The 12,115-nt window shown below is 44.1% G+C and carries 14 protein-coding genes; 12 read left to right on the top strand and 2 right to left on the bottom strand.

The features are described from left to right. Positions 1 to 74: 74 nt before the first annotated feature. Positions 75 to 1,421, bottom strand: coding sequence for a sodium:alanine symporter family protein (locus GW12_RS05890; protein ID WP_034584741.1), 1,347 nt, complete (start codon positions 1,419 to 1,421; stop codon positions 75 to 77). 321 nt (positions 1,422 to 1,742) lie between these two features. Here GW12_RS05890 and GW12_RS05885 point away from each other — a divergent pair, with 321 nt between their 5' ends. From GW12_RS05885 to GW12_RS05855, 8 genes are all read left to right on the top strand, one after another. Next, positions 1,743 to 3,146 carry an amino acid permease gene (locus GW12_RS05885; RefSeq protein WP_034584738.1) on the top strand — a complete coding sequence of 468 codons (1,404 nt, stop codon included), beginning with the start codon at positions 1,743 to 1,745 and terminating at the stop codon, positions 3,144 to 3,146. Positions 3,147 to 3,278: 132 nt separating this feature from the next. Further along, entirely contained in the window at positions 3,279 to 3,512 is a 234-nt protein-coding gene (locus GW12_RS05880; RefSeq protein WP_034584745.1) for a lipoprotein, read from the top strand. Between the two features lie 24 nt (positions 3,513 to 3,536). Further along, positions 3,537 to 4,781 carry a diaminopimelate decarboxylase gene (gene lysA, locus GW12_RS05875; protein ID WP_034584736.1) on the top strand — a complete coding sequence of 415 codons (1,245 nt, stop codon included), beginning with the start codon at positions 3,537 to 3,539 and terminating at the stop codon, positions 4,779 to 4,781. A gap of 12 nt (positions 4,782 to 4,793) precedes the next feature. Next, positions 4,794 to 5,639, top strand: coding sequence for a diaminopimelate epimerase (dapF, locus tag GW12_RS05870; protein ID WP_034584733.1), 846 nt, complete (start codon positions 4,794 to 4,796; stop codon positions 5,637 to 5,639). Between the two features lie 82 nt (positions 5,640 to 5,721). After that, entirely contained in the window at positions 5,722 to 6,027 is a 306-nt protein-coding gene (locus GW12_RS15190) for an SseB family protein (protein WP_052127889.1), read from the top strand. Further along, positions 6,024 to 6,536, top strand: a complete 513-nt coding sequence (locus GW12_RS15185) for an enhanced serine sensitivity protein SseB C-terminal domain-containing protein (RefSeq protein ID WP_052127888.1) — start codon at positions 6,024 to 6,026, stop codon at positions 6,534 to 6,536. Before GW12_RS15190 ends, GW12_RS15185 begins: the two co-directional genes overlap by 4 nt. A gap of 31 nt (positions 6,537 to 6,567) precedes the next feature. Further along, positions 6,568 to 7,497 carry a site-specific tyrosine recombinase/integron integrase gene (xerA, locus tag GW12_RS05860; RefSeq protein WP_034584730.1) on the top strand — a complete coding sequence of 310 codons (930 nt, stop codon included), beginning with the start codon at positions 6,568 to 6,570 and terminating at the stop codon, positions 7,495 to 7,497. 224 nt (positions 7,498 to 7,721) lie between these two features. Beyond that, entirely contained in the window at positions 7,722 to 8,090 is a 369-nt protein-coding gene (locus GW12_RS05855; protein ID WP_034584729.1) for a hypothetical protein, read from the top strand. A gap of 55 nt (positions 8,091 to 8,145) precedes the next feature. Here GW12_RS05855 and GW12_RS05850 read toward each other — a convergent pair whose 3' ends face one another. Beyond that, a complete protein-coding gene (locus tag GW12_RS05850; protein WP_034584726.1) occupies positions 8,146 to 8,640 on the bottom strand; it encodes an Lrp/AsnC family transcriptional regulator in 495 nt (164 codons plus the stop codon). A gap of 113 nt (positions 8,641 to 8,753) precedes the next feature. On the opposite strand from GW12_RS05850, the gene GW12_RS05845 reads away from it, so the two are divergent. The 4 genes from GW12_RS05845 (at position 8,754) to GW12_RS05830 (ending at position 12,077) form a co-directional block, all read left to right on the top strand. After that, the gene (locus GW12_RS05845; RefSeq protein ID WP_034584724.1) at positions 8,754 to 9,359 is read left to right on the top strand and encodes a LysE family translocator; all 606 of its coding nucleotides are present in this window, start codon (positions 8,754 to 8,756) and stop codon (positions 9,357 to 9,359) included. Positions 9,360 to 9,894: 535 nt separating this feature from the next. Continuing rightward, a complete protein-coding gene (locus GW12_RS05840; protein WP_034584721.1) occupies positions 9,895 to 10,647 on the top strand; it encodes an electron transfer flavoprotein subunit beta/FixA family protein in 753 nt (250 codons plus the stop codon). Positions 10,648 to 10,665: 18 nt separating this feature from the next. After that, positions 10,666 to 11,598 carry an electron transfer flavoprotein subunit alpha/FixB family protein gene (locus tag GW12_RS05835; protein WP_034584718.1) on the top strand — a complete coding sequence of 311 codons (933 nt, stop codon included), beginning with the start codon at positions 10,666 to 10,668 and terminating at the stop codon, positions 11,596 to 11,598. Positions 11,599 to 11,687: 89 nt separating this feature from the next. Then, complete coding sequence (locus tag GW12_RS05830; RefSeq protein WP_034584715.1) at positions 11,688 to 12,077, top strand: hypothetical protein; 390 nt, start codon at positions 11,688 to 11,690, stop codon at positions 12,075 to 12,077. Positions 12,078 to 12,115 lie beyond the last annotated feature (38 nt).

Genomic DNA, 12,115 nt, shown 5'->3' with positions numbered 1-12,115 from the left:
CTTATTTCAGGACGGGACATTGATACCATAAAAAAAGCCACGATGAACGTGGCTTTTTTAAGGATTCGATTTACTTAATACAGCTCACCAGATTTACGACGTTCAATAAAGTCTTTGGACTCTTTGACAATCACACCAGACAACAATAACAAGCCGATCAAGTTTGGAATCGCCATCAGACCGTTGAATGTATCGGCAAACAACCAGACCAGATCCAGAGTTGCTACACAGCCAATAAATACCGATGCGATATAGAGGATACGGTACGGCAGAACAAAGTTGTCACCGAGCAGGTAAGTCGCACATTTTTCACCATAGTAACTCCAGCCCAGAATTGTGGAATAGGCGAAGAAAATAATACCGAAGGTCACGATCCAGCCACCGACACCTGGCAGCAGTTTGTCAAAGGTCGAAACAGTAAGGACCGCACCAGTTTGTCCACCAAAATCGCTACCAGCAATGATGAAGCCCATCACCAGCACGATACCTGTAATTGAACAGACAATAATGGTGTCAATAAAAGTACCGGTCATCGATACTAAGCCTTGACGAGCTGGATGATCGGTTTTTGCAGCCGCAGCGGCAATTGGGGCAGAACCCATACCCGCTTCATTCGAGAATACTCCACGAGCGACACCGTAACGGATCGCAGCACCAATGGCACCGCCGACCGCAGCTTCACCGGTAAAGGCATAGGTGCAGATCATTTTCAGGGCAGGACCAACCAGTTCCAAGTTATTGAAAATGATGATCAGACCACCCGCGACGTAGCCAATCGCCATGATTGGGACAATAAAGGAAGAAGCGCGTGCAATCCATTTAATCCCGCCGAGAATTACCAGTGCCGATAATACAGTGATCACGATACCAGTGATCCAGGTTTCCAGACCGAAACCATTTTCAACGGCTAGAGCCACCGTATTGGATTGTACTGAACTGCCAATCCCGAAAGAGGCTACAGCACCAAAGAAGGCAAAGATCAGCGCTAGCCATTTCCATTTTAGGCCACGTTCAATGTAATACATTGGGCCACCGGACATTTCACCGCGTTCATTTTTAACACGGTATTTGACTGCCAGTACGCCTTCACCATATTTGGTCGCCATACCGAACAGCGCCGTCATCCACATCCAGAACACGGCACCCGGTCCACCCAGGACACATGCAGTTGCGACACCGGCAATATTACCGGTACCAATGGTGGCGGAAAGGGCGGTCATCAGTGAGCCAAACTGGGAAATGTCGCCTTCATGAGAGGGATGTTTGCCAAAAACCTGTTTAAAAGCCAGTGGCAACATGCGGAATTGCCAGAACAGCAGGCGGAAAGTCAGGAATACACCGGTACCGACAATCAGTACCAGCATAAATGGACCCCAAACCCAACCGCTGATGGTTTCCATGATGCTTTGTAAATTTTGCATAAAATTCTTCTTGTTCGTCCTGAGTTAATTTAAATTTCACTTAATTCTAATCAAGCAATTCATATGCCATGCGTGCTCATCCTCAGCACGTTTCATAACATTTATTTAGATTTATTTTTTACACAGTTTAGGAACTTTTACAATAAAAAGGCTGGAAAAATGTCTGTCCGTTCTACGACTAAAGAGAACTCATTTGCTATATAAGAAAAATAAATTAACTTTTAAGATTAGGCCGAAAATACAAATGAAGTGAATTTTTCTTTTTGTATTCCCCCCATTTTGCGTTAATTTGTCGCGATTAGACATCGAAGTTGAAAAATAATGTCAGGTCATCATACCGGTTCGTCGTCCGAAAACGGCGAGCTGCAGCGTAGTTTATCCAATCGACACCTGCAGCTGATTGCGATTGGTGGTGCTATTGGTACCGGCCTGTTTATGGGTTCCGGTAAAACCATTAGTCTGGCAGGACCCTCGATTCTGCTGATTTATATGATCATCGGTTTCATGGTCTTTTTGGTGATGCGCGCATTAGGCGAGCTATTGCTGTCCAATCTACAATATAAGTCTTTTATTGACTTTACCACCGATCTGATTGGTCCTTGGGCCGGTTACTTTGTTGGCTGGACCTATTGGTTATGCTGGATCACCATCGGCATCGCCGACCTTTCTGCGATTATCTACTATTTACAGTTCTTTAATAATGGCATGCCATTTACCCCGGGCGAAGGGGTGCTGATCAGTATCGCTTCCATTGTGTTCATCATGGGCCTGAACCTGGCAACAGTAAAACTATTTGGTGAGATGGAATTCTGGTTTGCCCTGATCAAGATCATTGCCATTGTGGTGCTGATTTCCGTGGGACTGTGGATGATCTTTACCGGCTTTACTAATGATGCCGGTACAGTCGCGTCATTTGCGCATATCTGGGATCATGGTGGTTTATTCCCGACAGGTACCATGGGCTTCCTGGCTGGTTTCCAGATTGCGATTTTTGCTTTCGTGGGTGTCGAGCTGGTGGGTACCACGGCTGCGGAAACCAAGGATCCAGAACGTAACTTGCCAAAAGCAGTCAATTCGATTCCGATCCGTATCATTATTTTCTATGTGTTGGCTCTGATCATTGTGATGTCAGTGACACCATGGGATCAGATTAATCCAAGCGTTTCTCCGTTCGTAAACCTGTTTAGCCAGGCAGGTATTGCTGCGGCTGCGATCATCATGAACTTGGTAGTACTGTCATCTGTAATGTCATCTATGAACAGTGGTGTGTTCTCGACCAGTCGTATGCTATTCGGTCTGTCTCGTGAAGAACAGGCACCGAAAGCCTTTGGTCGTCTGAACTCGCGTGCAGTTCCAGCGAATGCGCTGTATTTCTCAGCGATCTGTTTATTGCTTGGTGCAGCATTACAGTACTTTGTGCCGAATACCGTTGAAGCTTTCACATTGGCAACAACTTTGTCGACCATCCTGTTTATTTGTGTCTGGTTGATGATCATCTGGAGTTACATGATCTATTACCGTACCCGTCCAGAGCTACATGCCAAATCGGTATTCAAGCTCCCTGGTGGTTTGGTGACGTGCTGGATCGTGATCATTTTCTTCGTTGGCATGATTGGTGTGTTATCGCTAGAAGATGATACCCGCCGTGCCCTGCTGGTCAGTCCGATCTGGTTTATTCTGCTGATTTTGGGCTATTTATGTTTCTATAAACAGAAACATAAATAATCCATATCAATAAAAACGTCAGCGATCTGCTGGCGTTTTTTTTTGTCTAAAGATACTCTCTAGCGTTTAACGCTTTGGTCATGGCGAATGATCGCGTTATACTTCATCGAAACTATTCAATTAGGTGGTCAGATGCGCCAAGTCATTTGCTACATCAGTCTCTTAGCAACAAGTCTTGCTCTTGTGGGTTGTGGTCAGTCCGGTGCCTTATATATGCCGAACGACCCAGATTACGACAAGCGTGCCAAGTTTCTGCTCTATAAAAATACTGAAACTGAGTCTAAAACTGCCGATGAAGAACGGGATGCGCCTGTACAACAGCAGTTTGCTGCACCTGCAGCATCAGATTCAACTACCACACCTTAACGCTTTCAAAGAAAGGATACCTTCATGAGTTTCACCCGCATTAATGGGGTATTGCATGCCGAACAGTGTTCATTGCAACAGCTGGCAGAGCAATTTGGCACACCACTCTATGTTTATTCAAAAGCGACTTTTGAAAAGCATTATCTGGATATGGATCGTGCATTTGACTTTATCGATCATCAGATCTGTTTTGCGGTGAAGTCAAACTCCAATCTTGCGGTATTGAATGTACTAGCAAAGAAAGGTGCAGGCTTTGATATCGTCACTGGCGGTGAGCTGGCACGTGTGCTGAAAGCCGGCGGTGATCCATCAAAAATTGTATTCTCAGGTCTGGGTAAATCAGAAGCAGATATCAAAAAAGCGTTGGAAGTCGGCATTGCCTGCTTTAATGTTGAATCTTATGCTGAACTGGACCGTATCCAGAAAGTGGCTGCTGAACTTGGCAAAAAAGCTCCGATTTCACTGCGTGTAAATCCGGATGTGGATGCCAAAACCCATCCTTACATTTCTACTGGCCTAAAAGAAAATAAATTCGGTATTCCATCGGACAGCGTATTTGAAACCTATCAATATGCAGCGTCATTGCCAAACCTTGAAGTGGTGGGGATCGACTGCCATATTGGTTCACAGCTGACTGAAACACAGCCGTTTGTTGATGCGCTGGATCGTGTGATTGTGATGATCGATAAGTTGAAAGAACTCGGCATCACCCTGAAACATATTGATATCGGTGGTGGTCTGGGCGTGACCTATAAAGATGAAACACCGCCATCGGTTGAAGAATATGCCAATGCACTGCGTCCGGCTTTGGAAAAACTGGGCCTGAAAGTGTATATGGAACCGGGTCGTAGTATTTCTGCCAATGCGGGTGTGTTGCTGACCAAAGTCGATTTGCTAAAACCAACCAATCACCGCAATTTTGCCATCATTGATGCAGCGATGAATGACCTGATTCGTCCGGCTTTATATGAAGCTTGGATGGACATTCAGCCTGTCACTCCGCGTACTGATATCGAAGCCAAAGAATGGGATGTGGTTGGTGCGATCTGTGAAACTGGCGATTTCCTCGGTAAAGAGCGTGAGCTTGCGATCAAGGAAAATGATGTATTGGCAGTATTGGGTGCTGGTGCATACGGTTTCGTGATGAGCTCAAACTACAACAGCCGTGGCCGTGCGGCTGAGGTGATGGTGGATGGTGATCAGGCACATCTGATTCGCGAACGTGAAACCATCGAATCACTGTGGGAACGTGAACGTTTATTGCCTTAAGGAGACTAAAGAATGTTGCTTGAATTTACCAAGATGCATGGTCTGGGCAATGACTTTATGGTGGTGGATCTGATCAGCCAGCGTGCCTATCTGGACACCATGACTATTCAGCGTCTGGCGAACCGTAACTTTGGTGTCGGTTTTGACCAGTTACTCATTGTTGAACCACCTGATGTTCCAAGTGCCGATTTCAAATACCGTATCTTTAATGCCGATGGTTCGGAAGTTGAGCAGTGTGGTAATGGTGTACGCTGTTTTGCCCGTTTCGTGCACGAGCGTCAGCTGACCACCAAGAAAAAAATCAAGGTGCAAACCAAGTCTGGCATTGTTGAGCCTGAGCTGGGTGCCAATGGTTGGGTGCGCGTGAATATGGGCTATCCAAAGTTCCTGCCACATGAAATCCCATTCCTGGCCGATGAACCCGACAGCTTGTATGACATCAATCTCGCTGATGGTGAGAAGCTGACCATCGATGTGGTCAATATGGGCAATCCACATGCTGTAACCATCGTACCGGATGTAATCAAGGCGGATGTGCCACGCATCGGTCCGCAAGTGGAATCCCACGAACGCTTCCCGCAACGGGTTAATGCCGGCTTTATGCAGATCATTGATGAAAAACATGCACGTCTGCGTGTGTTTGAACGCGGTGTCGGTGAAACCTTAGCTTGTGGTACGGGTGCCTGTGCCGCTGCGGTTTCTGGCATGCGCCGTGGCCTGCTGGCCAATAATGTTGAAATCGAACTGGCTGGCGGTAAGTTGCAGATCGAATGGAAAGAGGGCGATGTAGTCTGGATGACCGGTCCGACTGCAACCGTTTATGAAGGTCGATTGGACTTACGTTACTTCCAAGGTTAAGCTTGAAAGCCCTGATCCGTCAGGGCTTTTTTATATCCATAAAAATTACAAAAATAACAATTCAAACTGATGAGAATCCAATATGGAACATAATGAAAAACAATTAGAAGAACTTCTGGTTAAAGCCAGTCTGGAACCGAATCAACGTCCGGTATTTTTAGAACAACTTCTGAATGCTGATATTTATTGTATTGGATTTACAGATCGACCACCCCAACAGGAAGGTGAACGTGTACTCGAAGAAGGAAGTCAGGTGCGTTTGATGCATTTTCAGGATGAAAAGGGCGAACCTTATTTACCATTTTTCCTGTCTTTGGAAAGTCTGCAAAGGGGATTCAGGAAGAGTAGCCATATCTGCGTATACCCGCGAGAAGTTTTTTTGAGATGACCCTTGGTGCGTCGTTGTTATTGAATCCATTTAGTGAGTATGGAAAGGAATTTGTTCCACAGGAAATAGAAGCACTTTTGCAAGGTGGTTATGGTTCTAAGCTGGAAAGCTATGAATATCAGGAGCAGATTGAAGTCTTGCTAGGTCAGCCTGCGGAATACCCGCATGAAATGGTTGATCAATTGTGTATCCTGCTCAAAACTAAGCCAGAAGTGAAAACAGCATATCTCGCACAGATGCATGACCAAAAGCGCGACCAGGAGCCAACACTACTGATTGGTTTTGAAACAGAGCAGGCATTAGATCACGAATCATTCCAACGCTTAAAAAATCAGATTGGTCATGTGGCTTACGACAGTTTAATCAGAAAAAGAATGGTTGATCTGATTCATTTAGATCATGCTGAGGCAACCAGTGCATTGCAGCACTATTTGCGTGAGGAAACAGAAGCATTTTATGTGCGCACAGATGCGAAGAAGAAAGGATTTTTTGCTAGACTGTTTTCATGATTCAATTTAACAGGCACATGGGGGTAATGAAATGACGGCAGATGCAACAGCATTACTGTCCATGTGGCTCAAAGAACGTGAAATCCAGAACCAGTCCAAACACACTTTGCAGGCTTATGAACGTGATGTGTCTGACTTCCTCAATTTTTGTCAGCGCAATTCATTGGCTTTAGCTGATGTCGAAGCCACTGACCTGCGCCAGTTTATGGCAGAAAAAGTTGAACAACAGGGACTTAGCTCCAGTAGCTTACAACGCTTACTTTCTGCCGTTCGCCAGTTTATGAAATGGGCCGAGCAGGCCAATTACCTAAGCTTTAACCCTGCCGATGATTTTCAGCTAAAACGCCAATCGCGGCCTTTGCCGGGGATGGTGGATATTGAAACCATCAACCAGATTCTGGATCAGCCAGAGCCGGAAGGTGAAGTGTCGCAGCAGATGTGGAAACGGGATAAGGCAATTCTGGAACTGCTGTATTCCAGTGGCCTGCGTCTGGCGGAAATTCAGGGCTTGCGGATTAAAGATATCGACTTTAATCGTCAGTTACTCCGCATTACTGGTAAAGGCAATAAAACTAGAATTGTGCCATTCGGTTCTAAAGCCAAAGACAGTGTTATGGCCTGGCTACAGATTTATCCTTTATGGAATGGTGATTTTGTGCCAGATGCACATGTATTTATTACCCAGAAAGGTAATCCGCTTGGTGCACGACAGATTGAAAATCGGGTCAAACTGCAGGCGCAGCGGGCAGGGGTAAATGTCGATTTGCATCCACACTTATTACGTCACTGTTTTGCCAGTCATATGCTATCCAATAGCCGGGATTTACGCGCAGTGCAAGAAATGCTCGGACATAGTAATTTAACGACCACCCAGATTTATACCCATGTCGATTTTGATCATCTCGCACAAATTTATGATCAGGCACATCCACGGGCGCAGCAAAAATCGAAAAGTAGCTAAACCACTTTGCTGATAAAAACGACCAGTGCCGATAAACTTGGCATAAAACTTTCATAATAGAAAGATATGCTCAAGTAAGAGCAAAGAATGACCATGGAGAATATTTCACCATTGTCTTATTCGCGCTAAGCTTAAATTCAGGTATAACACAACAATAGAATTTAGGCGAAAGATTGAGCTGAAGTGGATTCAGCACGAGAGAAATGGAACAATAGGGCAAAGACATGATTGCGGATATAGAGCAAAAATACGAACAGCTAACTGAGGCACAAAAAGAAATTTTTGCTGGCTATGGCTTACGCCAGATTAAACACTTTGTAGAAATTAGCCTGCCAGAAATGGAAGCGACCTTGCCGGCAAGTGCGCATGTGCAGGGCATTAATGCAGACGGTAAAGTACAGGCTTATGATCCGGAACATGATCAATACTATTTATGGATTTCAGACCTGCATTGGCAGGAAACCAATCGTGCCACCAAAGCAGTGGATCTGAAAGAAGATGCGCTAGAGATCTGGAAAATTTTTGATCTGAAATCTTATGCGTTGATTGACCTTAGTCATGTGCACCGCGACTTTTTAGAAAGCCGGGTTTAAGAAAATATTGGAGAGTAAAAAGGACGAAAATATTCGTCCTTTTTTATTGGACTTGTTACAGGTCATCCAAGGGTAACTGGAAGCTTTGCTTGATGATCTGGCTGGGCAAATCGGTTTTGACGCTGGTAATGCCATTTTTCTTGGTTAAATGGGTGGACTGAAATTTACGGTAACTTTCCAGATCAGGTACGACCACTTTCAGCATGGCATCACATTCGCCCAGAATGATATAACACTCCATCACTTGCGGTAGTTCCTTCATCGCTTCAATAAAGGTATCAATGGTTTCCGCATCCTGACCGACCAGCCAGATGCGGGAAAACAGGATCAGCTGTAAGCCAATTTTCTGCGGATCGACTACGGTCGTGTAATTCTGAATCACACCTGCTTCTTCCAGTAACTTGACCCGACGCAAGCAGGAAGAAGGGGATAGTCCAATCTCACGAGCCAAATCGTTATTTTGCATCCGACCATTGGCTTGCAGGTGCTGAATGATACTTTTATCAATACGATCAAGTTTTACTCGAACAGATTTAGAAGATATTTTCATAAATTCGAATAAAATTCTAAAAATAATCTAAATTATAAAATAAATTGAAAGCCTATTTTGTAAAAATTCGCAAATACTAATTTCACTTTCCGACATGTAACAAGGAAAAGGAAATGTCTGTGTTTGCACTCTTTGCACTGACCGTGCTACCCCTAATTTTTACACCTGGACCTGATATGCTGTTTATCCTGTCTCAAGTGATGGGTAAGGATGCAAAAGCAGGCATGATGGCAACTATCGGGATCTGTTCAGGTTATCTGGTGCATTCGATTCTGGTGGCATTGGGAATTGCTGCGATTATTGTGTCTTTCCCGCTGCTGTTTGAAACCATCCGCTGGTTAGGCATTGCTTACCTGTTATTTCTGGCTTTGCATCTGGTGAAATCCGTCTTCAGTAAAAACCAGCTGAACATTGAGAAGAAAACTGTGGCCAATCCGGTGAAAAAAGGCTTCTTTACTGCATTGCTGAATCCCAAAGGCATGCTGATCTACTTTGCGATCCTGCCACAGTTTATTGATAAAACTGGAAATACTGTGAGCCAGGGCCTGATTCTGTCCTTTATCTTCATTGGGCTGATCTTTGCGGTATATTGTGCTTTAAGCCTGCTGTTCGCAAAACTGACCCAGTCTGCACAGATTGATGAGCGAAAGCAGAAATGGATCGATGGTACTTCGGGTGGTTTACTTGCACTCGCTGCGTCATGGTTGATCATTAACTAAAGTGATTTAGTTATCCCATGACATCAACATAGAATTTCAAAAGCACCTTTTAATCAGGTGCTTTTATTTTTTTTGGGGGTCTTTTAAAACCAATTTTTCTGCACTTAATTGAGGATTATTTTTGGTCAATACAGTCACTAGAAAACTGAATGACTATATCGGCTATTCTTATGTCTGAAATGACAGATTCAGATATACGTTATGGATAGAAAGTTAATCTGTACTGGCCGGTCGAGCTTTTTTAGGTCTTAAATTTGGATCAAATCTTTTGATGTGATTAATCAAATAAAAAGATATTAAAAATCAATACTTAAATTTTACATAAATTGATGGGTAAATAAGCGGCATAAATGTCAAATCTCGATTTGTGAACGCGACGTTCAAGGAAAATTACCGATTTTTACAGCGGATTGCTGAATTGTGACTTGACCGAAATGCCGTACACATTGCAAGATAGGGCACCTAAAAAAATTTAAGTGAAGAGTTATCCTAACTTTTCTAAATATTTACATTTGCTAAAACAGCCGAGGATTACATGAAGGCTCTTGTTGCTGTAAAACGTGTGGTTGATGCCAACGTTAAGGTTCGCGTTAAGCCGGACAACAGTGGTGTTGACTTAACAAACGTTAAAATGTCAATTAACCCATTCTGTGAAATCGCAGTGGAAGAAGCGGTTCGTTTAAAAGAAAAAGGAACTGTTTCAGAAATCGTTGTTGTTTCTATTGGTCCTAAAGAAGCGCAAGAACAAATCCGTTCTGCAATGGCGCTGGGCGCTGACCGCGGTATTCTGGTTGAAGCTGATGACAGCCAACTGGGTGCGCTGGAAGTTGCTAAAATCCTAAAAGGCGTTGTTGACGCTGAACAACCTCAATTGATCCTTCTTGGTAAACAAGCAATTGATGACGACTCTAACCAGGTTGGTCAGATGCTTGGTGCATTGTTAAATGCAGGCCAAGGTACTTTCGCTTCTGAAGTGAAAGTTGAAGGCGACAAAGTACAAGTTACTCGTGAAATCGACGGTGGTCTGCAAACTGTTGAGCTGTCTCTGCCAGCAATCATCACAACTGACCTGCGTCTGAACGAGCCACGTTACGCTGCTCTTCCTAACATTATGAAAGCACGTAAAAAACCGCTTGAAACTAAAACTCCTGCAGATTTCGGTGTAACCGCTGCAACTAAACTGAAAACAGTGAAAGTTGAATCTCCTGCAGAGCGTAAAGCTGGCGTACAAGTGAAGTCTGTAGATGAGCTTGTAGAAAAATTGAAAAACGAAGCGAAAGTGATCTAATACAGAAGGATAAAAATCATGAGTATTTTAGTTATCGCTGAGCACGACAACAAAGCATTAAACGCTGCTACTTTAAACGTTGTTGCTGCGGCGCAAAAAATCGGTGGTGATATCACTGTATTGGTTGCTGGTTCTGGCGCTCAAGCAGTTGCTGATCAGGCTGCTAAAGTTGCTGGCGTAAGCAAAGTATTACTTGCTGACGATGCTGCTTATGCTAACCAACTGGCTGAAAACGTAGCGAAACTGGTTGCAGAATTAGGTAAAGGCTACAGCCATATCCTTGCTGCTTCTACAACTACTGGCAAAAACATCCTGCCACGTGCAGCTGCACTTCTTGATGTCAGCATGATCACTGACGTAATCGCTGTTGACTCTGCTAACACATTCAAGCGTCCTATCTACGCAGGTAACGCGATTGCGACTGTAGAATCTTCTGAATCAGTTGTTGTTGCAACTGTTCGTGGTACAGCATTTGATGCTGTAGCTGCAGAAGGCGGTTCAGCAGCAATTGAATCTGTTGCATCTGCTGGTGACGCTGGTATCTCTAAATTCATCAACGAAGAAATCGTGAAATCTGAGCGTCCTGAATTGACAGCTGCTCGTATCGTGGTTTCTGGTGGTCGTGGTGTGGGTTCTGGCGAGAACTACCACAAAATCCTTGACCCACTTGCTGACAAGCTTGGTGCAGCACAAGGTGCATCCCGTGCAGCTGTTGATGCTGGCTTCGTTCCTAACGACATGCAGGTTGGTCAAACTGGTAAGATCGTTGCGCCTGACCTGTACATTGCTGTAGGTATCTCTGGTGCGATCCAGCACTTGGCAGGTATGAAAGAGTCTAAAGTGATCGTTGCCATCAACAAAGACGAAGAAGCACCAATCAATGCAGTAGCTGACTACTGGTTGGTAGGTGACCTGAATACTGTGGTTCCAGAACTGGTTTCTAAACTGTAATTCTGACCGCAGTCCAAAAAATGCCTCGAAGTGAAAACTTTGGGGCATTTTTTATTTATACTGAAAAAAATAATAATGAATGATTTTTTATGCTGTCTCTATATCAGCCTTTAATCGAAAATGCCCGATTTTATCGACTGTTTTGTCTAACGCTGATTCTTTTTATGCTCGCTGTATTGGCTTATTTGGTGGGATTAATGCAGATGGCTGAGCTATGGCTTATTGTGGCTGTCTGTAGCCTTATAGGACTTATCTATCTGATCTACTTGTATCGACTTACAGATGCACAGGTACTGGCGAAAGCAGAGCAGTGGATTGAGCGGCATAATCAACGCTTGCAAAACAGTGCTGATGGGCTACAGGCTGATGCATTGGCGCTATTAGTGCTAATTTTTCCTTTTGTATTGATGACATGGTTACTGTATGGAGGTTCCACGTTATTAAAAAATAAGATCTTGGTTCGATTTATGATGAGATGATGAATCTGAAAATAAAAAAAGTAGACCTCTTGCGAAAG

The organism is Acinetobacter sp. HR7, from assembly GCF_000773685.1.
In the GTDB taxonomy this organism is placed as follows: Bacteria; Pseudomonadota; Gammaproteobacteria; order Pseudomonadales; family Moraxellaceae; genus Acinetobacter; species Acinetobacter thermotolerans.
The sequence above is the reverse complement of the archived record's forward strand: the minus strand, read 5'-3'. Positions and strand labels throughout refer to the sequence as shown.

Coding starts and splice junctions, on each gene's coding strand:
- GW12_RS05830 (WP_034584715.1), top strand. CDS start 11,688: ATGCTGTCTCTATATCAGCCTTTAATCGAAAATGCCCGATTTTATCGA.
- GW12_RS15190 (WP_052127889.1), top strand. CDS start 5,722: ATGGAACATAATGAAAAACAATTAGAAGAACTTCTGGTTAAAGCCAGT.
- GW12_RS05885 (WP_034584738.1), top strand. CDS start 1,743: ATGTCAGGTCATCATACCGGTTCGTCGTCCGAAAACGGCGAGCTGCAG.
- GW12_RS05855 (WP_034584729.1), top strand. CDS start 7,722: ATGATTGCGGATATAGAGCAAAAATACGAACAGCTAACTGAGGCACAA.
- GW12_RS15185 (WP_052127888.1), top strand. CDS start 6,024: ATGACCCTTGGTGCGTCGTTGTTATTGAATCCATTTAGTGAGTATGGA.
- lysA (WP_034584736.1), top strand. CDS start 3,537: ATGAGTTTCACCCGCATTAATGGGGTATTGCATGCCGAACAGTGTTCA.
- GW12_RS05890 (WP_034584741.1), bottom strand. CDS start 1,421: ATGCAAAATTTACAAAGCATCATGGAAACCATCAGCGGTTGGGTTTGG.
- GW12_RS05850 (WP_034584726.1), bottom strand. CDS start 8,640: ATGAAAATATCTTCTAAATCTGTTCGAGTAAAACTTGATCGTATTGAT.
- xerA (WP_034584730.1), top strand. CDS start 6,568: ATGACGGCAGATGCAACAGCATTACTGTCCATGTGGCTCAAAGAACGT.
- GW12_RS05845 (WP_034584724.1), top strand. CDS start 8,754: ATGTCTGTGTTTGCACTCTTTGCACTGACCGTGCTACCCCTAATTTTT.
- GW12_RS05835 (WP_034584718.1), top strand. CDS start 10,666: ATGAGTATTTTAGTTATCGCTGAGCACGACAACAAAGCATTAAACGCT.
- GW12_RS05840 (WP_034584721.1), top strand. CDS start 9,895: ATGAAGGCTCTTGTTGCTGTAAAACGTGTGGTTGATGCCAACGTTAAG.
- GW12_RS05880 (WP_034584745.1), top strand. CDS start 3,279: ATGCGCCAAGTCATTTGCTACATCAGTCTCTTAGCAACAAGTCTTGCT.
- dapF (WP_034584733.1), top strand. CDS start 4,794: ATGTTGCTTGAATTTACCAAGATGCATGGTCTGGGCAATGACTTTATG.